The sequence below is a fragment of the Streptomyces sp. MCA2 genome (assembly GCF_023544705.1).
Classification (GTDB): domain Bacteria; phylum Actinomycetota; class Actinomycetes; order Streptomycetales; family Streptomycetaceae; genus Streptomyces; species Streptomyces decoyicus.
Window position 1 is genome coordinate 91,796 of record NZ_JAMJFM010000026.1, and the last position, 22,388, is coordinate 114,183.

Genomic DNA, 22,388 nt, shown 5'->3' on the forward strand with positions numbered 1-22,388 from the left:
CGCCGCCGGGGCCGTCATCCGTCGTCGCGCCGCCCGTGGCACGCTCCCTCACTGCGGGGAGTCCAGCCGGTAGCCGACGCCACGGACCGTACGGATCAGGGTCGGGGAGGACGGTACGTCCTCCACCTTCGCGCGCAGCCGCTGCACACACGCGTCCACCAGGCGCGAGTCGCCGAGGTAGTCGTGCTCCCACACCAGCCGCAGCAACTGCTGCCGGGACAGCGCCTGACCGGGCCGGCGGCTCAGCTCCAGCAGCAACCGCAGCTCGGTCGGTGTCAGTTGCAGATCCTCGCCGTTCTTGGTGACCGTCATCGCCGACCGGTCGATCACCAGCGAGCCGAACGTCGCCGAATCGCTGGACTCCCGCTCGCCACGGCGCAGCACGGCCCGGATCCGGGCGTCCAGCACCCTTCCCTGCACCGGCTTGACGACATAGTCGTCGGCTCCGGACTCCAGCCCCACCACGACGTCGATGTCATCGTTACGCGCGGTGAGCAGGATGATGGGCAGCTGGTCCGTACGCCTGATCCGCCGGCACACCTCGAAACCGTCGATGCCCGGCAGCATCACATCCAGCACGATCAGGTCCGGGCGCTGCTCACGCAGCAGTTTCAGGCCGTCCTCGCCCGTCGCCGCGGTCACCACACGGTGACCTTGGCGGGACAGCGAGAGTTCGAGGGCCGTGCGGATGGCGTCGTCGTCCTCGATCAGCAACAGGAAAGGCACGTCAGCCATTCTGGCCCATGGGACGCCGGGAGATCGACCAGTGCCGCTCTCGTACACAAGGCCCGCACGCCCGGGACCCCCGCGACGCGCCGCAGCGACCCCTGTGACAGGCCTGTGACAGTCGGCGGACAACGCGATGAAACTGGGTTGGCAGTCTTTGGGGCATCGGGAGAGATCAACACCCGAACACACCGAACGAGCTGGGCTCTACGACGGGGGGCGCGAGATGAACACACTGCACGGCACCACTTCCAGCGCAGTTATCACGCGACTCCACGACGTCGTCAGGACCAGCGAGAAGTCCGGTGTCGGCGGGGGCACCTCCTTCGGGGGAAGTAGGGGGTGCGCTCGCGGCATCGGGCGTCAGCGGCCGCCGTACATGGTGGCCATCGACGCCACGACGGTCACGCTCGACGGGGCCGACGGGGAAAACCGGGGGCACGGGGGCAACGCCGCCCACGGGGGAAGCAACGGGGGAGCGGAGTACGGGGAGGCCACGGGGGAACGGCGTTCCCCGGCGGAGACGGCGGAGGCCGAAGCGGCCTTCACCGCCTACGTCCAGGAGCGCCGGTCCTCCCTGTACGCCACCGCCTACCACCTGACCGGTGACCGCTACGAGGCCGAGGACCTGCTCCAGAGTGCGCTGTTCTCGACCTACCGGGCGTGGGACCGGATCAGTGACAAGGCGGCGCTCGGCGGCTATCTGCGCCGCACCATGACCAATCTGCACATCAGCGCCTGGCGTCGGCGCAAGCTGAACGAGTACCCGACCGAGGAGCTGCCGGAGACGGCGGGCGACGTGGACGCGATGCGCGGCACCGAGCTGCGCGCCGTGCTGTGGCAGGCGCTGGTCCGGCTGCCCGAGACGCAGCGCACGATGCTGGTGCTGCGTTACTACGAAGGCCGTACGGACCCGGAGATCGCGGACATTCTCGGCATCAGTGTCGGCACGGTGAAGTCGAGCATCTGGCGCGCCCTGCGCCGGCTGCGCGAGGACGAGGTCCTCAGCTTCGGCCGTGACCAGGAGGAGTCCTTCGGCGAGCTGGTGGCCTGAAGGATCGGGGGAGCCCGAGGGCCGGGGGGCCCGAGGGAGAACCGGGGGAAACGCCCGAGGGGAAAAGGGGATACGGGGGAACCGGCAGCAACGGAGCAATCCGCTCAAGTCGGACGTATCGGGGGATGCGGGGGAAAGTACGGGGGCGTACAGGGGAAGAGGAAGCGGGTTCGGGCGGCCGGGGGGTCTGCCCGAACCCGCTTCTTCGTATGCGCCGGCGCGGTCTTGAGCGTGGCCGGGGCCGGAACCGCCCATCAGGAACGTGCGGCCGCGGCCGGACCGCCCGTCAGGAACGTACGGCCGCGCCCTGCCCGTCCGTCGCCCGCGCCGCCGATATCCGCGCCAGCGCCTCCGGCTTGGCGCAGGGGTGTGCGCCCAGCGCGGTGTGCCGGGCGACGATCGACCGCTCGTTGCGCAGCAGCCGCAGGCCCCGCCGTACGAGATAGAGGGCCGACTTGCGGCCCTCGCGCAGATCCCGTGCCAGCCGGCGGCGGAACGTGGTGGTGGGGCGGCCGCGCAGACACAGCGCGTCGGCCAGCAGTCCCGCCGCACGGCACTCCGCGATGACATCGGCGGCGAAGACACCCTCCGCGATGAACAGCGGGGCGCCGCCGAGGTCGAGCCCCGACGCGCCGACCCGGGCGCTGGCCCCGATGTCGTAGACCGGAACGTCCGTACGCCCCGTACGGCACAGCGCATCGATGGCGGCGACCGCGGCTCCGGCGTCCCAGGACAGCGGCGCGTCCCAGTCGGCGCCGCCGCCGTCGGGCAGTTGCGGCAGCGTCGGGTCCGTCCCCTCCTTGTAGAAGTCGTCGAGACGGAGGACGGGCAGTCCGCTGCGCGCGGCCAGGGACGTCTTGCCGGAGCCCGAGGGGCCGGTCAGCAGGATGACCCGGGCGGGGGCGCCCCCCCGCTCATGGGGGTCCCTCCGCTCATGGGGGTCCCCCCGCTCGAACGAGGCCGAGAGTGGGGGAGAAGCCGAGCGTGGCGGAGGCGTCGAGCGCATGGGGGCGGACGGCGGGGTGCACGAGTGGGAGCTCACGGGCACCCATTGTCGCGTATGGGGCCGTGTGGGGTACCCCTGGCGCGCGAGGTGGATCGGCCATCCCCGCCTCAACTACGCTACGCAGTCAATCGATTACCCGACTGCTCTCGCTCGCACAGCACTTCGACCGCTTCGATCCACAGGCAGGTGGCACATGCCCTCCCATGCACGTCCCAAGCCCAGCCGTATTCCGCGCACATTGCTGCGGGCCGGGCTGGTCATCTCCGCGGCCGGCGCCGCGATCGCGGCGGGCGGTGCGGCAACGGCGGCCGCCGCCCCCAAGGCCGCCCCGGAACGCAGCAGCGACACCGGTGCCACCGCCTCGGCACTGACCGGCGCGCTCGTGAACTCCCTCGGCGGCGGCCTCGGTCCGGTCAAGAACCTCCAGGTGAACCCCTTGGCCAACACCCCGGTCGACCCGCTCGCCAACGCCGTCAGCACCCAGATCGCCGACTTCAAGCCGGTGGGCACCACGCTGGTGACCGGGGCCCTCTCGGACGGCGGCGCGCTCAAGGACCTGCCGCTGGTGGGGACGCTGACGAGGGTGCTGCCGGGGTGAGGCCGGTGCGGCGGGCGCTGCCCGGCTGAGAACCAGGGGGCCGGGCGCTGTCCCGGCGGCCCTCAGCCGCCGGGACCGGTCGCGCCCGCCGCCCCGCCGCCTTGCCGTCCGGGGTCAGCGCCCGTGGAAGGCCGTGACCATGGCCTCCATGTCCTCCTGGAACGAACAGCACAGCGCCAGCCACGAGCCGTCGACGAAGACCAGGTCGAAGCGGCCGCGGGGGAACGTCATACGCGGACGGGGCCGCAGCTCCGCGATGTTCGACAGCTGGATCTGGACGGCGACTTCCAGCTCCGGCTCCCGCTCCCGCCACCCGGTGGCCTGATCCGTCAGCACGAACAGCCGACGGTCGGTGAGCGCCTGGTGCCGGGGCTCGCCGCCCGCGTTGGTGACCTGGGCATGGAACCGGCCGGCCATGCTGGTCCAGCTGCCCTCCATGGTCTTGCCGAACAGCGCGCGGTTCGCGGCGTCGTCGAGGGCGTCCTCGATGTTCTCCTGGGCCTCGTTCAGGTTTTCCGCGACATTTCCGGCCGCGCGCGTCATCCGGTTGTCGATCAGCCTGTTGTTGAGCAGGCGGCTGTCGGACGGTCGACTGGCGGCCGCACCGCCGGACGGCTGCGACGCCTTGTCGAGGATGTCGCTCAGCTTCCCCAGGAGACCCTTTGCGCGCGGCGGCCGCTTGCGGGGCGCCCGAAGATGAGCGGGCACGAGCGGGAGATCCGGGTACTCGTGGTAGTCCCGGGCCTCCCGTAGTACTTCGCCAGGGTGGAGGAACTGGCGGCAGGGCGTTGCATGGTCCATCTTCGGCACGCGGTCAGCTCCCCTGGAACATGTGAATCAGACGCCTTGGTGGAAGGCGGCGACAACGCCCTCCATATTCTCGCGGTGCAGACTGCCCAGGGCGATCCACGAACCGTCGACGAAGGTGACGTCGAACCGCCCCTTGGTGACGGCCTTCGAATGCGCGGTGACCCGGGCGATGTTCGTACGGGGCACCGCCACCCCGAGATCACACTTCGGCGTGCCGTCCAGCCAGCTCTTGTTGCGGTTCACGAGCACGATCAGCCGGCGGTCGGTCAGCGCCTGGAATCTGGGCTCGTCGCCCGCGTTCGTCAGATCGACCAGGAAACGCCCGGCCATGCTCGACCAGCCGCCCTCCATGGGCTTGCCGTACATCATGTGCTCGACGGCGTCGGACACGGCGTCCTCGATCGTCTCCTGAACTTCGAACACCGCCTCGCTGAGATCGCGGTCCGGCCGCCTTCCGTAGTTGTCGCCGAAGTCTCCGGCGGCATAAGTGGCGACGTTTTCGCCCGCTCCGCCGACGGGCCGCGGCGCGCTGTTGTCGGCGGACCCGCTGACGGCCCGCGTCACGGGATTGTTCGCCAGCCGGTTGTTGATCGCCGGGCCCAGCGGCTTCGTCACCTTGCCCAGAGCGTTCCCCAGCGCGCCCCGTACCCGCGGTTCGAGAGGGGACGGGGTGCGCGGGGTGCGCAGCCCGGCAGGGACGAAGGGCAGCGCCGCATTGTGGCAGTAGTCCGAGGCGATGATCAGCCTTTCCCCTGGCTGGAGGAAAGGGGGAAAACAGTCGCGGTAAAACGGCTTCATCCGGTGCCGCTCCTCTCGTCCGGTGTGCGGCTCAGCCGAACGGGTTGTCGGGATCGCGGGGCGCGGTCGTCCGGGCCGCCGCCGGCATGGTGGTCACTCCGGGATTCTCCTCAACGGCCGGTTCGCGGTAGCGGCTGAGTGGGTCCTGCGCGACCGGTGCCGGGTCGGTGGGGAGTCCCGTCACCGGTGGGTTCTGGTGGCCGCTGACCGCCGGTTCGCGGTAGCGGCTGAGTGGGTCCTGCGCGACGGGCTGCGCTTCGAAGTCGGACGCAGGCGGCAGGTGGGGGCTGCCGTGACCGCCGCTGCCGCCACTGTCGTGGGACCCCTTGCCGCTCAGCGCGTCGTCGAGTTCGTCGGCCTCGTGCTGGACGATGGGGGAGACCGCCTGGGTCGGATCCCCGGAGAAGCCGAGGCCGCCCATTCCCAGCTCCACGGCCCCCTTCATCGGCGTCTTGATGACCTTCAACGCCTTCTTGGCGGCCAGCGCCTTCGCGAACTTCTCGGCTTCGACCGGGTCCTTGAGGTGCTTCCAGGTCCAGGGCTTGAGCTTCTTGACCTTCGACATCTTCTTGGCTTTTTTCAGCAGCTTGATGATGTTGACGAAGGCCTTGAGCTCCTTTGCCAGTTCGGCCAGCACCCTGGCGATACGCGCCGACACGAAACTGGCCTCGGCCACCGCTGCTGCCGCGGCAGCAGCGGCCGAGATGCCGGCCGTGACGATCGAGGTGGCCAGGGCCACGGCGAGTTCGATGAGGGCCCATTCGATCAGCTCACGGATGAGCGTCTCGACGACCTGCTCGGCCATCTTCGCCTGCGCGCCGGCCTGCTCCAGGACGTCGGCCACGGCGTCCATGTCCTCGGCTTCCGCCTCCAGGGCGGTTTCCAGCTCGGCGAGGTGCCCCTGGAACGCCTCGGCGGCCTCGCCGGTCCACTCGTGGGCGAGGTCCGCACGGTCACGCCGCTGATCGGCGATCAGGTCGCGTAGCTCGGCTGCCTGGTCGCGCCAGAGCTTGGCGGCTTCCTGGATGCCCTCGTCATCGCCGGTGACCGCCTCCAGGTGCTCGGCGAGCGGTTCGACGAGCGGACGCATGATGCTGTCAACGGCGGAGTCGAAACCGCTCATCCAGTCGTTGACCTTGTTATAGGCGCCCAGCGCCCCCGACACCGGCCCGCTCATCGGGTGCTCCCCGGCCCGCCCTGGTGGATCTGCCGCATCGACGCGGCAGTCTCGTCCTCGTCGGACTGATAGGCACGTGCCGTCTCGGTGACGCCCTCGCTGATCTTCTCTTCCAGCGTGGCCGCAGAGTCGAGCGTGTCCAGGCAGTGCTCGCTCTGCTCGTCGTAGGCCTGGTAGAGCTCATCGGACTCCGGGAGCTTCCCGAAGGCCTCCTTGTTGAGCTCATGCGAGGCGAGCTTGCTGCGGATCGCCCGCATCTTCTCGGCCCGCTGGTCGGCGCTCTTGGCGAATTTGTGCAGCGCTTCCTGGGCAGCGCTGAATTGCTCCGACACGGATCTCCCCCGAAATGTTGTCGTCGTGCGGTCAAGCCAATGGTAGTGAAAGGCTCGGGCAGCAGTGCGGGGCCCCGCCTTCAGGCGAGGCCCCGCAAGGGCATTGGTGACGGCACGTCATAAGGCCGCCAGAGCAGCCCTAAACACCCATCGGATGCCACACCGTCTTCGTCTCCAGGAAGCCCAGCAGACGGCCGGTGCCGGGGTCGGCGGTCCAGTTGACCGCCGCCGGGCGGAGCACCCGCTTGAGGTTGTCGGCCGCGGCCTTCTCCAGCTCCGTCGCCAACTCCTCGCCGGCGCCCGCGAGATCGAGGGCGTTGACGTCCTGGTGGGCGGCGAGTGGGGCGCCCAGCTCCGCGGTACGGCCCGAGAGGATGTTGACCACGCCGCCCGGGAGGTCGGACGTGGCGAGCACCTCGGCCAGCGAGAGGGCGGGCAGCGGGGCGCCCTCGGCGGCCGCCACGACCACCGTGTTGCCGGTGACGATCGCCGGGGCGATCACCGAGACCAGGCCGAGGAACGACGAGTCCTGGGGAGCCAGGACCGCGACCACGCCGGTCGGCTCGGGGGAGGAGAGGTTGAAGTACGGACCGGCCACCGGGTTGGCGCCGCCGGCGATCTGGGCGACCTTGTCGGACCAGCCCGCGTACCAGACCCAGCGGTCGATCGCCGCGTCCACCTGCGCCGCGGCCTTCGCCTTCGACAGCCCCTCGGCGGTGGCTACCTCCGCGGTGAACTGGTCGCGGCGGCCCTCCAGCATCTCGGCGACGCGGTAGAGGATCTGCCCGCGGTTGTAGGCCGTGGCGCCCGACCAGCCGCCGAACGCCTTACGGGCGGCGACCACCGCGTCGCGGGCGTCCTTGCGGGAGGCCAGCGGCGCGTTGGCGAGCCATGTGCCCTTGGAGTCGGTCACCTCGTACACCCGCCCGCTCTCGGACCGGGGGAACTTGCCCCCGACGTACAGCTTGTAGGTCTTGAGCACACTCAAGCGGTCAACAGTGTTCATCAGTGCTCGCCCTTCGGGCTCGACGGGGCGAGGTACGCCTCCAGACCGTGCCGGCCGCCCTCGCGGCCGTAGCCCGACTCCTTGTAGCCGCCGAAGGGCGAGGCCGGGTCGAACTTGTTGAACGTGTTGGACCAGATGATGCCCGCGCGCAGCTTGTTCGCCATCCACAGCATCCGCGAGCCCTTCTCCGTCCAGATGCCGGCGGAGAGCCCGTAGGGGGTGTTGTTGGCCTTCTCCACGGCCTCCGCGGGGGTGCGGAAGGTCAGCACGGACAGCACCGGGCCGAAGATCTCCTCACGGGCGATGCGGTGCGCCTGGGTGACGCCGGTGAACAGCGTCGGGGCGAACCAGTAGCCGGAGGTGGGGAGCTCGCAGGACGGCGCCCAGCGCTCGGCGCCCTCGGCCTCGCCCGCGTCGGCCAGCGCGGTGATCCGGGCCAGCTGCTCGGCGGAGTTGATGGCGCCGATGTCGGTGTTCTTGTCGAGCGGGTCGCCCACGCGCAGGGTCTGCATCCGGCGCTTGAGGGCGTCCAGCAGCTCGTCCTGGACCGACTCCTGGACCAGCAGGCGCGAGCCCGCGCAGCAGACATGGCCCTGGTTGAAGAAGATCCCGTTGACGATGCCCTCGACGGCCTGGTCGAGCGGCGCGTCGTCGAAGACGATGTTGGCCGCCTTGCCGCCCAGTTCGAGGGTCACCTTCTTGTCGGTGCCGGCGACCGTACGGGCGATGGCCTTGCCGACCTCGGTGGAACCCGTGAAGGCCACCTTGTTGATGTCGGGGTGCCCGACCAGCGAGGCGCCCGTGGAGCCGTCGCCGGTGAGGATGTTGACGACGCCCTTGGGCAGGCCCGCCTGGCGGCAGATGTCCGCGAAGAACAGGGCGGACAGCGGGGTCGTCTCGGCGGGCTTGAGGACGACCGTGTTGCCGGTCGCCAGCGCCGGGGCGATCTTCCACGCGAGCATGAGCAGCGGGAAGTTCCAGGGGATGACCTGGCCGGCGACGCCCAGGGGGCGGGGGTTCGCGCCGTACCCCGCGTGGTCGAGCTTGTCGGCCCAGCCCGCGTAGTAGAAGAAGTGCGCGGCGACCAGCGGCAGGTCGGCGTCGCGGGACTCGCGGAGCGGCTTGCCGTTGTCGAGCGACTCCAGCACGGCCAGCTCGCGCGAGCGCTCCTGGATGATCCGGGCGATCCGGAAGAGGTACTTCGCCCGCTCGGCGCCGGGCAGCGCGGACCACTTCTCGAAGGCCTTACGGGCGGCCTTCACGGCGCGGTCGACGTCCTCGGCGCTCGCCTGGGCGACCTCCGAGAGGGCCTCCTCGGAGGACGGGGAGACGGTCTTGAAGACCTTGCCGTCGGAGGCCGGGGCGAACTCGCCGTCGATGAACAGGCCGTAGGACGGCGCGATGTCGACGACCGCGCGGGATTCGGGTGCGGGTGCGTAATCGAAGGTCATGGGAGCCTCAGTCCACCGTGACGTAGTCGGGGCCGGAGTAGCGGCCGGTGCTGAGCTTCTGGCGCTGCATCAGCAGGTCGTTCAGGAGGCTGGAGGCGCCGAAGCGGAACCAGTCGGCGGTCAGCCAGGGCTCGCCGAGGGTCTCGTTGACCATCACCAGGTACTTGATCGCGTCCTTGGTGGTACGGATACCGCCGGCCGGCTTCACACCGACCTGGACGCCGGTCGTGGCGTGGAAGTCACGGACCGCCTCCAGCATGAGGAGGGTGACCGGCGGCGTGGCGTTGACGGCGACCTTGCCGGTCGAGGTCTTGATGAAGTCGGCGCCCGCGAGCATCGCGAGCCAGGAGACCCGGCGGACGTTGTCGTACGTCTGGAGCTCGCCGGTCTCGAAGATGACCTTGAGGTGGGCGGCGCTGCCATCGGGCCGCGCGCAGGCCTCCTTGACGGCCTTGATCTCCTCGAAGACGTCCATGTAGCGGCCGGAGAGGAAGGCGCCCCGGTCGATCACCATGTCGATCTCGTCGGCGCCGGCCGCGACCGCGTCACGCGTGTCGGCGAGCTTGACCGGCAGCGCGACCCGGCCGGCCGGGAAGGCCGTGGCCACGGACGCGACGTGGATACCGGAGTCGCCGAGCGCCTCCTTGGCCGTCGCGACCATGTCCGGGTAGACGCAGATCGCCGCGACCTTGGGGGCGGTGCGGTCCGTGGGGTCCGGGTGGACGCCCTTGGCGCACAGCGCCCGGACCTTGCCCGGGGTGTCCGCGCCTTCGAGGGTCGTCAGGTCGATCATCGAGATGGCGAGATCGATGGCGTACGCCTTCGCCGTCGTCTTGATCGAGCGGGTGCCGAGGGTGGCGGCGCGGGCCTCGAGGCCGACCGCGTCGACGCCGGGGAGGCCGTGGAGGAAGCGGCGCAGCGCACCGTCGTCGGCGGTCACGTCCGCCATTGACGCCAGACGCCCCGCGGCTTCCTTGCCGTATGCGGGAACAGTGATGGGCATGGTCACGAGGGGAGCATATCTACGCGCGTAGCGCCATGTCATCCCCTTCAGCGGTCCGAATCCGGCCGGAATGGAGCGTGCGGGAGCGCGCCGGAGGACACAGAAGGGCCAACTGCCCGGTGGCGGCGCCGAACGCGACCGTACCCGGGGCCGGAAGGGCACGGGGCACGGCTCCCGAATGATGCCGTAACGCAATGTCCGGCATGCGGACGGTCAGGCAGAATCGGCGACATGACGAGCCAGGACCGTTCCACCCCGCCCCAGCAGCAGTACGCGGAGCGCAGCTACCGCTCGCCCGCGGCCCTCGCGGGCGGCGTCCTGCTCCTCCTGCTCGGAGGCTGGCTCGGCGGCGACGCGTTGCTCCAGGGCGTCACGCAGACCAAGCTGATGGCGGTGTTCGCGCTGCTCCTCGGGGTCCCCCTGGTGATCGCCTACACCCTGCGGCCGCTGGTCAGGGCGGGCGAGGACCGGCTGACGGTACGCAATCCGTTCCGTACGATCACGCTGCCGTGGGGCGCCGTGGAGACGCTGCGGGCGGCGTTCTCCACCGAGGCGGTCACCGCCGCCGGCACCTACCAGCTGTGGGCCATCCCGGTGTCGCTGCGGCAGCGCAAGAAGGCCAGCCGGCAGGCGCGCCGCGGCGCCATCTCCGGGCCCCGCTTCGGACCGCAGGTGGAGCCCGGCCCGGCACCGCGCGCCGTGGCCGACCAGGCCCTCGAAGAGCTCCGCGAACTCAAGGAGCGCGCCGCGGACCGCGAGAGCGCCCAGGGCGAGCCGGTGGTGCGCTGGGCGTACGCGATCGTCGCGCCGATCGTGGTGGGTGCGGTCGGGCTGGCCGTGATGGTGGCGCTGTAGAAGGTGCGGCCGTGATGGTGGCGCTGTAGACAGTGCGCCGGGGCGCCGGCAGTACGGGAAGTGGGGCGCCCCTGGGTTGTTTCCCCGCCGCCCCTGGGTGTTGTTGTTTCCCCGCCGCCCACCCCGGTGTTGTTGTTTCCCCGCCGCCCACCCCGGTGTTGTTGTTTCCCCGCCGCCCACCCCCCTTCGGGGGGTGGGCGGGTGTAGTGCGTCGGTTTCGGGGGGCGGGTGTAGGGCGCCGGGTCGGCGTGAGCGGTACGTCGGGGCCGGCGGGGCAGCACGTCGGGCCGGCACGTGCAGTACGTGCCAGCCCGACGCGTGCAGTACGTGCCAGCCCGACGCGTGCAATACATCCGGCCGCCGTTCAGCCGCCCGTCAGCCGTTCAGGCGTCCGGCCGACGCGTGCGATGCGTCCGACCGCCGTGCAGCCGTGCAGCCGTTCAGCCGCCCGTCAACCGTCAGCCGTCCGGCCGCCCGTCAGCCGTCAGCCGTTCAGATCCCCGCCGCCGCCGACAGATCCCGCTTGATCGACGCCAGTGTCGCGGCGGCCTTCGTCCGGGCCTCCGGGAGCGCCTCGGGTGCGGCCACCGGGACCACGACCTCCAGGTAGCACTTGAGCTTGGGCTCGGTGCCGCTGGGCCGGACCACCACACGGGCGGCCTCGATGCCGGCCTCCGGCGAACCGGACAGGTAGTAGCGCAGCCCGTCGGTCGGCGGCAGCGTCTCCGTACCCCGGTCCAGGTCGTCGGCCCGGGCCACGGTCAGACCCGCCAGCGCGGCCGGCGGCTGCGCGCGCAGGGTGCGCATGGCGTCGGCGATCAGCGACAGATCCTCCACGCGGACCGAGAGCTGATCGGTGGCGTGCAGCCCGAACTCCACCGCGAGGTCGTCGAGCAGGTCGGTGAGGGTGCGCCCGTCCCGCTTGAGCTCCGCGGCCAGCTCGGTGATCAGCAGCGCCGCGGTGATGCCGTCCTTGTCGCGGACGCCCTCCGGGTCGACGCAGTAGCCGAGCGCCTCCTCGAAGGCGTACCGCAGGCCGTCCACCCGCGCCAGCCACTTGAAGCCGGTCAGCGTCTCCTCGTACGGGAGCGAGGAGGCGGCCGCAATACGGGACATCAGCTGGGAGGAGACGATGGTCGTCGCGAACGTGCCGGTGGCGCGCTTGCTGACCAGATGGGCCGCGAGCAGTGCGCCGACCTCGTCGCCGCGCAGCATCCGCCAGCCGTCCGGCGTGCCGGGGTCGGGGACGGCGACGGCGCAGCGGTCCGCGTCGGGGTCGTTGGCGATGACGATGTCGACGTCGACGCCGGAAGCGCCCCGTTCGCGGGCGGCGGCGAACGCGAGATCCATCGCGCCCGGCTCCTCCGGGTTGGGGAAGGCGACCGTCGGGAAGTCCGGGTCCGGCTCGGCCTGTTCCGCGACGACCGTCGGGGCCGGGAACCCGGCCCGTGCGAAGGCGGCGACGAGGGTGTCCCGGCCGACGCCGTGCATCGGCGTGTAGACGACCTTCGTGTCCCGGCGGGAGCCGGGGGTCAGCACCGCGTCCGTACGCGCCAGATAGGCGTCCAGGACCGTCTCGTCGAGGGTTTCCCAGCCGGCCTCGGGGCGCGGTACGCCGGCCAGCGGGCCGACCGCGGCGATCTCGGCGGCGATCTCGCCGTCGGCGGGCGGCACGATCTGCGAGCCGTCGCCCAGATAGACCTTGTAGCCGTTGTCGCGCGGCGGGTTGTGGCTGGCGGTGACCTCGACACCGGCCACCGCGCCCAGATGCCTTATCGCGAAGGCCAGGACCGGGGTGGGCAGCGGGCGCGGCAGGACCGCGGCGCGCAGGCCCGCGCCGACCATCACGGCCGCCGTGTCGCGGGCGAAGTCGGCGCTCTTGTGGCGGGCGTCGTAGCCGACGACGACCAGGCCGGCACCGTCGCCCTGCGCCTTGAGGTACGCGGCGAGACCGGCCGCCGCCCGGATGACCACGGAGCGGTTCATCCGCATCGGGCCCGCGCCCAGCTCACCGCGCAGCCCGGCGGTGCCGAACTGGAGGGTGCCGGCGAACCGGGCGGCCAGCTCCGCGGCGATCTCGCCGTCGTCGGCGGCTTCGATGAGCTTGGACAGCTCGTCCCGGGTCTCCGGGTCGGGGTCCTCGGCCAGCCATGCCTTGGCCCGGTTGATCAGCTCCGCGGGATCGGTAGCCACGTGATGCTCCTGACGGTGGATGCGGGTGGGGGCGCGCTGGGGACAGCTGCGGGGGAGGGCCCCTCTCGGCTCGTCACGCCTACCCATTACGCGGGGGAGGGGAGCCGCAGAACCGGCCAATGCCACTGGATGGCAGCGCGGGGGACGGCGGTGTAGCGCGGCGGGAGCGGCCGGCGGCCGGGCGGCGGGGCCGCTGCGGTGGTGACGGCGGCGGGGCGGCCCGGCGGGTGTCGCACACCCGCCGCGGCCGTCCTCCGTCGTCGTGCGGTGCTCGACGCCGTGACGCCGCAACGCCGCAACGCCGTGACGCCGTGACGCCGCAACGCCGTGACGCCGTGACGCCGTGACGCCGCAACGCCGTGACGCCTGACTCCATGACGTCATGACTCCATGACCTCATGACGCGGTGAGGTCGTGACGACGCCTGACTCCATGACGTCGCGGCGCGTGACTCCATGACGTCATGGCGCCTGACGCCGTGACGGCCTCAGAGCTTGCCGAGCACCTGGGCGAGCAGGCTGCCCATCCGGGTCGCGGAGTCGCGGCCGGCCTGGAGCACCTCTTCGTGGTTGAGCGGCTCGCCCGTCATGCCGGCGGCGAGGTTCGTCACCAGGGACAGACCGAGCACCTCGGCGCCGGCCTCGCGCGCCGCGATGGCCTCCAGGACCGTGGACATACCGACCAGGTCGGCGCCCAGCGTCCGGATCATCTTGATCTCGGCCGGGGTCTCGTAGTGCGGGCCGGGGAACTGGGCGTAGACGCCCTCCTCCAGGCTGGGGTCGACCTCCTTGCACAGCGCGCGCAGCCGCGGCGAGTACAGGTCCGTCAGGTCGACGAAGTTCGCGCCGACGATCGGGGAGGTGGCGGTCAGGTTGAGGTGGTCGCTGATGAGGACCGGCTGGCCGGGGCGCATGCCCTCGCGCAGACCGCCGCACCCGTTGGTGAGCACGATGGTCTTGCAGCCGGCCGCCGCGGCGGTACGGACGCCGTGCGCGACCGCGGCGACACCACGGCCCTCGTAGTAGTGCGTACGGCCCAGGAAGACCAGGGCCCGCTTCTCGCCGACCCGGTACGAGCGGATCGTGCCGCCGTGTCCGGCGACGGCCGGCGCCGGGAAGCCGGGCAGCTCGGTGACGGGGAATTCGTGCTCGGGCGCGCCCAGGGCCTCGGCGGCCGGCGCCCAGCCGGAGCCCATCACCAGGGCGACGTCATGGGTCTCGGCGCCGGTCAGCTCGCGCAGACGGGCGGCGGCGTCGGCGGCGGCACCCTGCGGGTCGCGCGCGATGTCCGGGGTAACAGATGCGTTCACGCGGACGAGGGTAGCCGGTATTCCCCTACGCGCGTAGATGTCACTGCTCACGGTCCTGGGATCGTTGTCTTGTGGCTTCTGCCGAAAGTGTCGCCCCGGGCGCGTCGCGGCACCCGTACGGCGTACCCCTACGGCGCACCCCTACGGCGGTGTGCCCGCCGCGGCCGTCCGCCCGCCGCCCGTCAGCAGGGCCGCTTGCGCAGTTCCATCACATAGTCGTGCGGTGCGCCCGCCGATTCCGCGGCGTCCGCGATCTCGCCCAGGTAGCGGGCCGACGGCAGGCCGCCCTCGTAACCGTTGAGGACATAGATCCACGCCGTCTCGTCGCCGTCGAGGGTGTGCACCCGCACCCGCATCCGGCGGTATATCTCCAGGCCGACGCCCTCCCAGCGGTCCATGGACTCCTCGTCCATGGGCGCGATGTCGTAGAGCGCGACGAAGAGCTGGGAGGCCGGGTCCTCCACGACCGTCGCCAGGGCGCCTTCCCAGCCCATCTGCTCGCCGCCGAAGGTGAGCCGCCAGCCGTCCAGCCAGCCGGTGCCGCGCAGCGGTGAGTGCGGTGCGCGGCGGGACATCAGCCGCGCGTCGAGGTTGCCGGCGTACGCGGCGTAGAGCGACATGGTTCCGAGGGTACGGGAGGTTGCCCGTCGGGCTCGTGGGACCCGAGGTCCGGACAAGAGGCCTGGCAGGGCGCGCCCGGTTGCCCGCAAGGGGCGCAGACCGCCCCCGGGCGAGAGGGACGTACGGGCGTGCGGGAGAATGGAGTACGTGACTCGGATCGTGATCATCGGTGGCGGACCCGGCGGATACGAAGCGGCCCTGGTGGCCGCCTCTCTCGGCGCGGAGGTGACCGTCGTCGACTGCGACGGTCTGGGCGGGGCGTCGGTGCTCACCGACTGCGTGCCGTCGAAGACTCTTATCGCCACGGCCGAGGTGATGACCACCTTCGATTCGTCGTACGAAGAGCTCGGCATCATCGTCGAGGACGACACGCCGCACATCGACCGGCCCGCCCGGGTCGTCGGCGTCGACCTGGGCAAGGTCAACCGACGGGTCAAGCGTCTCGCGCTCGCCCAGTCGCATGACATCACCGCGTCCGTGACCCGGGCCGGCGGCCGGGTCATGCGCGGCCGCGGCCGGCTGGAGCCGGGCCAGGCGCCGGACGGCTCCCGCAAGGTGACGGTCACAGCCGCCGACGGCACCACCGAGGGCCTGATCGCGGACGCGGTGCTGATCGCCACCGGCGCGCACCCCCGTGAGATCCCGGACGCGCTCCCCGACGGCGAGCGGATCCTGAACTGGACGCAGGTCTACGACCTCGACGAGCTGCCCGAAGAGCTGATCGTGGTCGGTTCCGGTGTCACCGGTGCCGAGTTCGCCGGTGCCTACCAGGCGCTCGGCTCCCGCGTCACCCTCGTCTCCTCCCGTGACCGGGTGCTGCCGGGCGAGGACCCGGACGCCGCCGCCGTCCTGGAGGACGTCTTCCGCCGCCGCGGCATGAACGTGATGGCGCGCTCCCGGGCCCAGTCCGCCAAACGGGTCGGCGACCGCGTCGAGGTCACCCTGGCCGACGGCCGCACGATCTCCGGCACGCACTGTCTGATGGCCGTCGGCTCCATCCCCAACACCGAGGGGATCGGCCTGGAAGCGGCCGGCGTCAAGCTCAAGGACTCCGGCCACATCTGGACCGACAAGGTCTCCCGCACCTCCGCCCAGGGCGTGTACGCGGCCGGCGACTGCACCGGCGTCTTCGCGCTGGCGTCCGTCGCCGCGATGCAGGGCCGGATCGCGATGTACCACTTCCTCGGCGACGCGGTCACGCCGCTGAACCTCAAGACGGTCTCCGCGAACGTCTTCACCGACCCGGAGATCGCCACCGTCGGCTACTCCCAGGCCGACGTCGACAGCGGCAAGATCGACGCGCTGGTCGTGAAGCTCCCGCTGCTGCGCAACCCGCGCGCCAAGATGCAGGGCATCCGCGACGGCTTCGTGAAGCTGCTCTGCCGCCCCGGTACGGGCATCGTCGTCGGCGGTGTGGTCGTCTCCCCGCGCGCCAGTGAGCTGATCCATCCCATCTCGATCGCGGTCGACAACAATCTGACCGTCGAGCAGATGGCCAATACCTTCACGGTCTACCCGTCGCTGTCCGGATCGATCGCCGAGGTCGCCCGTCAGCTGCACATCCGCAAGACGGCCGGCGAGTAGCCGGCAATGAGGCGATAAACGCACGGCAGCGGCCGGCCGATTGAAATCTTTGTGCCAGCGGTGAGCACTTGGGATGAAACGTCCCTGCATCCGCGGGGGGCCGGTCCGCCCGGCCGGGCCGCCGCCGTACGGGCCGTGCAGGGCGGCTGACCAGGGGGCAAGCGGGTCGCGCCGCCCGGCAGTTCGACATCCGCACGACATATGCATACCGCATACCACGTCACGCTCCGCGGTGCGTACAACTTCCGTTAATTGGTGCAACCTGCTGAAAACAGACGGTCGTTGGCGTTACTGTCAGTTTCGTGTTCGCTGCAGAACGTCGCCAATTGATCCTTGAAATGGTGCGCGCCAATGGAGCCGTATCGCTCCGGGAGCTCGCCCGCGTCGTCCAGACCTCCGAAGTAACCGTACGGCGGGACGTGCGGGCGCTGGAGGCAGAGGGACTGCTCGACCGCCGACACGGCGGTGCGGTCCTGCCGGGAGGCTTTACTCGCGAATCCGGATTCCCACAGAAATCCCATCTAGCGACCGCGGAGAAAACGGCCATTGCCGATCTCGCGGCCGGCTTCGTCGAAGAGGGCGAGGCCATTGTCGTCGGTGCCGGAACGACCACCCAGGAGCTGGCCCGCCGGCTCGCCCGCGTCCCCGGCCTGACCGTCGTCACCAACTCCCTGCTGGTCGCCCAGGCGTTGGCCCATGCCAACCGCGTCGAGGTCGTGATGACCGGCGGCACCCTGCGCGGCTCCAACTATGCGCTCGTCGGCAGTGGTGCCGAACAGTCCCTCCAGGGCCTGCGGGTCTCCCGCGCCTTCCTGTCGGGCAGTGGACTGACCGCAGAGCGCGGTCTGTCCACCTCCAACATGCTCTCCGCCAGCGTCGACCGGGCGCTGGTGCAGGCGGCGGGGGAGGTGGTGGTGCTCGCCGACCACACCAAGCTCGGGTCCGACACGATGTTCCAGACCGTGCCGACGGATGTGATCACACGGCTCGTCACGGACGAGCCGCCGGGCCATGACGACCGCGCCGCCACGGAACTCCAGGCGCTGGCCGACCAGGGTGTGCAGATCGCCGTCGCCGGCGGTCCGGGCGCGGGCCGCGGCCCGGGGCAGCCCGGGATGGACGCCGCGGCAGACCGCCGGGGCCCCCGCCGGGACGTCCCCCTGCCGGGCCAGCGGCGCAACCACGCGCCGGGCGGCGGGGGCGGCGGACCACAGCTCCGCTCGGCCACGCCACTGTCCGAGGCCTCGGGCGGCCGGGTCGCCGATCTGGCCCCACGACGGCGCTGAGCGCAGGAGCCGGAGGCGCGCCGAACGGGCGCGCCGCCCCGGCGACGGTGCCCGGACCACGGCTTCCGGCGGCGCTCCACGGCGTCAGGAAGATCCGCCGGGCATCGCTCAGTGGTGCCGCTCGCCCTTCAGCCCGCTCAGGGTGAGCGTCAGCAGCCGGTCGGCGAGCCGGGGGTCGTCCGGGGATTCCTCGGCGGCCAGCGCGATGCCGTTGGTCAGCTGCATCAGGTCGCTGATGCTCACATCGGGGCGTACGGCTCCGGCCTGCTGGGCACGGGTCAGCAGTGCGTCACCGGCCTCCCGCATCGGCACGCTGCACCGCGCCATCCCCGAGCTGTCGTCCGCCGACGCCGTCATCAGCGCGCGCGACAGCCCGCGGTAGGTGCTGGCGTGGGTGATGATCGCGCGCAGCCACTCCACCAGCGCGGCGCACGGCTGCGGCGCGTCGGCGAGCTTTTTGGCATGCGTCAGCAGGGCGTCCACCTCGCCCTGGAAAACCGCGCCCATCAGGGCGGTCCGGTTGGGGAAGTGCCGGTAGAGCGTCCCGATGCCGACGCCGGCGCGGCGCGCGATGTCCTCCAGCGAGGTGTCCGTGCCGTGCTCGGTGAAGGCCGTACGGGCCTCCGTGAGCAGCCGTTCGTAGTTGCGGCGCGCATCCGCACGCATGGGCCGCACGTCATGCGACCGCACCGGTGCATCCGCCACCGGACCCTGCGCCGTCCGCCGCTGCCCTGCCGTCTCGGTCGCCATCGCCGTCCTCCCTCGCCCCGGCCGGTTGCGGCCCGGTGGCTCCAGGATGCCATTGCGCGCCGAGGGGGCAGGCAAGGGAGCCGGTCTCTGCTCCCTCCGTGCGGCTAGGAGATCCGGGCCGTGGTGCCGAGGCCCCGTGGGCCCGATCGCCGCCACCTCAGGCCCGGCGGCTGCGCGCGGCGGCCGGAGCGGCCGGGCCCGGCGCCTTCGCGGGCTGCTCGCTTCACCCGCCCTCGGCGGGCCGCGATTCCCACAGGCGGAGGACCGCACGGGCCAGCGCCGTGTGACCCGCGACGAGGACGGGGGAGTCGAAGGCGAACTCCCGGCCGCCCGCACCCAGAACCGCCCCGCCCCGCTTCCGGACGAGTGCGGTGCCGGCAGCGACGTCCCACGGCCTGGGGCGCAGGCAGACGCAGGCGTCCAGCCAGCCCTCGGCCACGCCCACGAGGTCCAGGCTCATGGCCCCATGCATCCTGATCCGGTACGCCGTGCTCTGGAGCAGGCCGATGCGCCGGGGGTCGCCGGAACCCGTACCGGTGAGGCCGATGACCGCTTCGTCCACGGTGCGGGCCACTGGCGCGGAGGGTGGCGGGCAGCCTTGCTGTCCCGTGTGCCAGCGGCGGCCGAGGGCTGGAGCGTCGACGACGCCCAGTCGGGGGAGGCGGTCTTCGACGTACGCCAGCGATATGGCGTGGAATGGGGAGCCCCGAGTGAAGTTCATCGTTCCGTCGATGGGGTCCAGCAGCCAGCACCGGGGCGGGAGGGTCGTCCCGACGGCAGTCTCCTCGCCGATTACGGGGACGCCGGGAGAATGCCGTCGCAGCACGGCCGAGACCACTTCCTCGACTTCGAGATCCGCCGCGGTGACCTCTTCTCCCGACGCTTTGAACCGTCGGGCGGACCAGCCTTCTCCGGCGTCGGCCAGCCGGGCGATGCCCGCATCGACGGCCTGCTCGGCCAAGTCGAGCAGCGCGTCGGGCTCACTCACGTCCGGTCCAGCGCCCGTTCAGCCAGCGTCTGCGCATGGGCACCGTGCTCCCCCATCACATAGACGCTGAGCCGGTCGAACACCCAGTCTGTCGGAATGGAGGTGCGCTCGGACGCGGTGTGCACCACATCCTGGGCGATCCGTTCCTCGGCTCGTCCGAGTGTGATGTGTGGTGCGTAGGCGTCGCCCGTGTACCGGTATCCGTATTGGGCGAAGCTGGCACGCTCGCTCTCCGAGAAGCGTGTGGTGTCCTTGGCCGTGTCGAATGCTCTGCGGTCGAGGTGGGAGTCCAACACGTCGAGGGCTGCCTGCTGTAGGCCGACCAGCAGCGCTGGTTTCGCCAGGGAGAGGAAGACCCACCCTGTGGGCTGGTACACGATGCCCACGGTGGCCAGCCGGATCTCCTTCAGGGCCGTGGACCTGCCGATCTTCTCCAGCACGGTCTCCGGGTCGAGGGAATCGGAGAACGGGCCCTGGAAGACGGTGACGTGAGGGAGATTGCCGTCCGCTGCCAGGGCTGGGTGCAGCCGGTGCTCACCTCCGACCTCCTCTTGCAGTTGGATTGCGGAAAGCAGGTGGTCCGCTCTGGGAAGCAGCGCTACGCCAAGCCAGCTGGTCACGGATGGGCTCCTCTCTTAGTGATCACGTGTACGGCAGCGTCGAGGCCCCGGCGCAGACACTCGGTCGGCGGGGCGCCGCTCAGCCTCGCCGCGATCACACCGGCGTTGAAGGCATCACCGCCACCGGTGCGGTCCACCGGTTCGACGGGAATGGTGGGGACCAGCAGCGGAGGGCGGCCGGGGGAGGCCCATAGCGCACCGTCCGGGCCCAGGGTCACGATCACTTCGGCCGACAGCGCCTCGGCGTACCGCTGTGCAGTGACCGCAGGGTCGTGCGCCGCTGCGCCGGGGAGATTCCTCATCTCGTCCGCGTTCATGAGGTTCAGCGTCGCGGGCCCGGCGAGCGAACTCATGTCCCGGCCGTTCCATTCGACCGACACCGAACGGCCGAGCCGCAGGGTCAGGGCCACTAACCGGGTGAGCGGCGGAGTGATGTCACCGACGACATGCACATGGTCCAGGGCGAGTATCTCGTCCGCAGTGACCGCGTCGATCGCCGCGTCCCGGTCCGCACCCGCGAAGGTCATCATCCTTTTGCCCGCGCCCGAGGAGAAGACGATGGCCATGCCGGTCCGGGTGGCCGGGGCGATACGCGTCAACGAAGTGTCCACCCCGCCGGCCCGCAGATCGTCGAGGCACACCCGTCCCAGGGCGTCGTCACCCACCGCGGAGACCAGTGTCACCGCGCAGCCGTGATGGGCAAGCCCCAGGGCGGTGTTGGCCGCGGAGCCTCCTGGTGACGCCCAGCATGTCCCGCCCCGGAGTTTCTCGTGTTCCTCCGGAAAGCGCTCCGTCTGGACGATGATGTCGAAATTGGTACTGCCGACGACGAGGACCCGGCGTGCCGCCGGCGAGTTGTGCTCTAGCACGGTTCGCCCAGCCGGTAACTCTCGAACAGGACGTGACGTACCAGCCGTTCCCTGCCTTCGGGGCCGCATTCCTGGGGGAAGGAGGCATGGGCGACCAGATCTTGGACGACTTCCTCGAGGCGGGCCGCTTCCGATCCCATGGCGTGGAAGCAGCGCATCAGTTCGCGGTGGAGCTCACCGGCATCGGTTCTCATCTCGGTGAGCCAGGAACGATTGGCGATCAGGACGTTGGCGGCTGCCGAACGCAACCTTTTCCGCGCGCACGGGGAAAGCATCTCGGAATCGAGAAGTTCGAAGTAGTCATCGCTGTCGCGTGCGTGCATCCGCAGATTCTGTCCGCCGACGGCCAGCACATCCCTGTTCAGGTGAAAGAGCTCCAGGCCGAGATGGTGCGGAACGTCGAGAATGGTGACGCCCATGTCCCGCAAGCCCGCCTCATCGGTCGAGAAAGCCGCCAGGACGTTGTCGAACATATCGCTGTGCTTTGGCACGGCGATCTGTGCCCCGGCGGGGTCGGCCAGGAATTCTGCTCCGGTCGTATTCCCCCAGCGGCCCGCGCGTGCGGCGAGCAGATAGAAATTCCGGCCGCCCATCGAATACCCCACTCGTCCGATGGGCACCACCTGGTCCCTGACGTCGTCCTCGGACTCCAAGAGTCGCAGTACGCGTTGCTCGTTGTAGATCGCCACGTCCAGCAGCCGCTGCGACACATCTTTGACCAGCTGGTCCGACCAGGGGAGTTGGACGTGCACCAGCCGGTGACGGTGCCGTGCCAGCAGCTGCTCGAAGCCGCAGCCGAGGAGTAGCGCCTTGACCACGATCAATGAGGAATCGGCGAGGCGTGTCGTGCTCGTGGTGGTGTGCTGAACGGCAGCCAGTCCCTGTCGTGCCTCGTCCTCGGCCAACGCCTTGCTCGTGCGCCCGTACCAGACCGCCAGCTGTGTCAGCGCGTTGAGGCACGGCTGCACGTCCTCGGCGGAAATCTCCTCGCCGGAACTCTTCTGTGCGTGGCTCCCGTAGTTGCCGTAATTCTGGATGGTCCGTACGGCCAGAACGACCTTTGGGGGCACCAGATCCTTGGCGGCCAGCACCGTCAACAACGATTCGAGTGTCGGCTTGGAGCCAACTGCTTCCTGTAGGGCGATATCCAAAAGGATCGACTCCGCCGCTCTCCTCGCCGCGCCGAGAAAGACCTCTGGGTCCGACTCGGCATACCGTAAAGCCTTCTTGTACAGCCGGAGCGACTCGCCCTCGTTGACCGTCACGTCGTCCGTGTCCTCTTCGGCGGATTTTGTTGCACCCTACCAAGGGATCCTTCTCAACTTGCTCTTTTTTGAAGGCACTTGGATGCC

Annotated in this window: 22 protein-coding genes; 5 read left to right on the forward strand and 17 right to left on the reverse strand. The window is 70.6% G+C overall.

All coding sequences use genetic code 11. From position 1 onward, the window contains the following. Window positions 1-48: 48 nt before the first annotated feature. Complete coding sequence (afsQ1, locus tag M8I34_RS22105) at window positions 49-726, reverse strand: two-component system response regulator AfsQ1 (RefSeq protein WP_026169550.1); 678 nt, start codon at window positions 724-726, stop codon at window positions 49-51. A gap of 226 nt (window positions 727-952) precedes the next feature. Between afsQ1 and M8I34_RS22110 the strand changes: the two genes are divergently transcribed. Continuing rightward, the gene (locus tag M8I34_RS22110; RefSeq protein ID WP_250051576.1) at window positions 953-1,780 is read left to right on the forward strand and encodes a SigE family RNA polymerase sigma factor; all 828 of its coding nucleotides are present in this window, start codon (window positions 953-955) and stop codon (window positions 1,778-1,780) included. A 286-nt stretch (window positions 1,781-2,066) separates the two neighbouring features. On the opposite strand, the gene M8I34_RS22115 is transcribed toward M8I34_RS22110, so the two are convergent. Then, window positions 2,067-2,822, reverse strand: a complete 756-nt coding sequence (locus M8I34_RS22115) for an ATP-binding protein (RefSeq protein WP_250051578.1) — start codon at window positions 2,820-2,822, stop codon at window positions 2,067-2,069. A 157-nt stretch (window positions 2,823-2,979) separates the two neighbouring features. Between M8I34_RS22115 and M8I34_RS22120 the strand changes: the two genes are divergently transcribed. Then, entirely contained in the window at window positions 2,980-3,384 is a 405-nt protein-coding gene (locus M8I34_RS22120; protein ID WP_250051580.1) for a hypothetical protein, read from the forward strand. Window positions 3,385-3,498: 114 nt separating this feature from the next. On the opposite strand, the gene M8I34_RS22125 is transcribed toward M8I34_RS22120, so the two are convergent. The 7 genes from M8I34_RS22125 to deoC form a co-directional block, all read right to left on the reverse strand. Then, on the reverse strand, window positions 3,499-4,194 hold the full coding sequence (locus tag M8I34_RS22125) for a hypothetical protein (protein WP_250051582.1): 696 nt from the start codon (window positions 4,192-4,194) through the stop codon (window positions 3,499-3,501). A gap of 27 nt (window positions 4,195-4,221) precedes the next feature. Further along, window positions 4,222-4,992 (reverse strand): hypothetical protein, encoded by a 771-nt coding sequence (locus tag M8I34_RS22130; protein WP_250051584.1) that lies wholly within the window; start codon window positions 4,990-4,992, stop codon window positions 4,222-4,224. Window positions 4,993-5,023: 31 nt separating this feature from the next. Then, window positions 5,024-6,169 (reverse strand): WXG100 family type VII secretion target, encoded by a 1,146-nt coding sequence (locus M8I34_RS22135; protein WP_250051587.1) that lies wholly within the window; start codon window positions 6,167-6,169, stop codon window positions 5,024-5,026. Beyond that, a complete protein-coding gene (locus tag M8I34_RS22140) occupies window positions 6,166-6,501 on the reverse strand; it encodes a hypothetical protein (RefSeq protein WP_250051589.1) in 336 nt (111 codons plus the stop codon). Before M8I34_RS22140 ends, M8I34_RS22135 begins: the two co-directional genes overlap by 4 nt. Before the next feature lie 139 nt (window positions 6,502-6,640). Next, entirely contained in the window at window positions 6,641-7,507 is an 867-nt protein-coding gene (locus tag M8I34_RS22145) for an aldehyde dehydrogenase family protein (RefSeq protein ID WP_250051591.1), read from the reverse strand. Then, the gene (locus M8I34_RS22150; RefSeq protein WP_250051593.1) at window positions 7,507-8,958 is read right to left on the reverse strand and encodes an aldehyde dehydrogenase family protein; all 1,452 of its coding nucleotides are present in this window, start codon (window positions 8,956-8,958) and stop codon (window positions 7,507-7,509) included. The genes M8I34_RS22145 and M8I34_RS22150 overlap by 1 nt, the downstream gene beginning before the upstream one ends. Window positions 8,959-8,965: 7 nt before the next feature. Continuing rightward, complete coding sequence (gene deoC, locus M8I34_RS22155) at window positions 8,966-9,961, reverse strand: deoxyribose-phosphate aldolase (protein WP_244420243.1); 996 nt, start codon at window positions 9,959-9,961, stop codon at window positions 8,966-8,968. 231 nt (window positions 9,962-10,192) lie between these two features. On the opposite strand from deoC, the gene M8I34_RS22160 reads away from it, so the two are divergent. Further along, window positions 10,193-10,816 carry a PH domain-containing protein gene (locus M8I34_RS22160; RefSeq protein ID WP_250051594.1) on the forward strand — a complete coding sequence of 208 codons (624 nt, stop codon included), beginning with the start codon at window positions 10,193-10,195 and terminating at the stop codon, window positions 10,814-10,816. A gap of 492 nt (window positions 10,817-11,308) precedes the next feature. Here M8I34_RS22160 and M8I34_RS22165 read toward each other — a convergent pair whose 3' ends face one another. The 3 genes from M8I34_RS22165 to M8I34_RS22175 all read right to left on the reverse strand — a co-directional run bounded on the left by M8I34_RS22165 (window position 11,309) and on the right by M8I34_RS22175 (window position 14,938). Beyond that, a complete protein-coding gene (locus M8I34_RS22165; RefSeq protein ID WP_250051595.1) occupies window positions 11,309-13,009 on the reverse strand; it encodes a phospho-sugar mutase in 1,701 nt (566 codons plus the stop codon). A 487-nt stretch (window positions 13,010-13,496) separates the two neighbouring features. Then, on the reverse strand, window positions 13,497-14,318 hold the full coding sequence (locus tag M8I34_RS22170; protein ID WP_250051597.1) for a purine-nucleoside phosphorylase: 822 nt from the start codon (window positions 14,316-14,318) through the stop codon (window positions 13,497-13,499). A gap of 182 nt (window positions 14,319-14,500) precedes the next feature. Continuing rightward, window positions 14,501-14,938: a gamma-glutamylcyclotransferase gene (locus M8I34_RS22175; RefSeq protein WP_030087091.1), complete on the reverse strand. Its 438-nt coding sequence runs from the start codon at window positions 14,936-14,938 to the stop codon at window positions 14,501-14,503. Window positions 14,939-15,077: 139 nt separating this feature from the next. On the opposite strand from M8I34_RS22175, the gene M8I34_RS22180 reads away from it, so the two are divergent. After that, complete coding sequence (locus tag M8I34_RS22180) at window positions 15,078-16,523, forward strand: NAD(P)H-quinone dehydrogenase (RefSeq protein WP_250051599.1); 1,446 nt, start codon at window positions 15,078-15,080, stop codon at window positions 16,521-16,523. 302 nt (window positions 16,524-16,825) lie between these two features. Beyond that, a complete protein-coding gene (locus tag M8I34_RS22185) occupies window positions 16,826-17,809 on the forward strand; it encodes a DeoR/GlpR family DNA-binding transcription regulator (protein ID WP_279614403.1) in 984 nt (327 codons plus the stop codon). 108 nt (window positions 17,810-17,917) lie between these two features. Here the strand turns inward: M8I34_RS22185 and M8I34_RS22190 are convergent, their stop codons facing one another. The 5 genes from M8I34_RS22190 to M8I34_RS22210 form a co-directional block, all read right to left on the reverse strand. Beyond that, entirely contained in the window at window positions 17,918-18,559 is a 642-nt protein-coding gene (locus M8I34_RS22190; protein ID WP_374210966.1) for a TetR/AcrR family transcriptional regulator, read from the reverse strand. Window positions 18,560-18,782: 223 nt separating this feature from the next. Continuing rightward, window positions 18,783-19,547 (reverse strand): inositol monophosphatase family protein, encoded by a 765-nt coding sequence (locus M8I34_RS22195; protein WP_250051601.1) that lies wholly within the window; start codon window positions 19,545-19,547, stop codon window positions 18,783-18,785. Then, window positions 19,544-20,167, reverse strand: a complete 624-nt coding sequence (locus M8I34_RS22200) for a 2'-5' RNA ligase family protein (protein WP_250051603.1) — start codon at window positions 20,165-20,167, stop codon at window positions 19,544-19,546. Before M8I34_RS22200 ends, M8I34_RS22195 begins: the two co-directional genes overlap by 4 nt. After that, window positions 20,164-21,036 carry a PfkB family carbohydrate kinase gene (locus M8I34_RS22205; RefSeq protein WP_250051605.1) on the reverse strand — a complete coding sequence of 291 codons (873 nt, stop codon included), beginning with the start codon at window positions 21,034-21,036 and terminating at the stop codon, window positions 20,164-20,166. The genes M8I34_RS22200 and M8I34_RS22205 overlap by 4 nt, the downstream gene beginning before the upstream one ends. Continuing rightward, window positions 21,030-22,301, reverse strand: coding sequence for a DUF4145 domain-containing protein (locus M8I34_RS22210; protein ID WP_250051607.1), 1,272 nt, complete (start codon window positions 22,299-22,301; stop codon window positions 21,030-21,032). Before M8I34_RS22210 ends, M8I34_RS22205 begins: the two co-directional genes overlap by 7 nt. Between the last annotated feature and the right edge of the window lie 87 nt (window positions 22,302-22,388).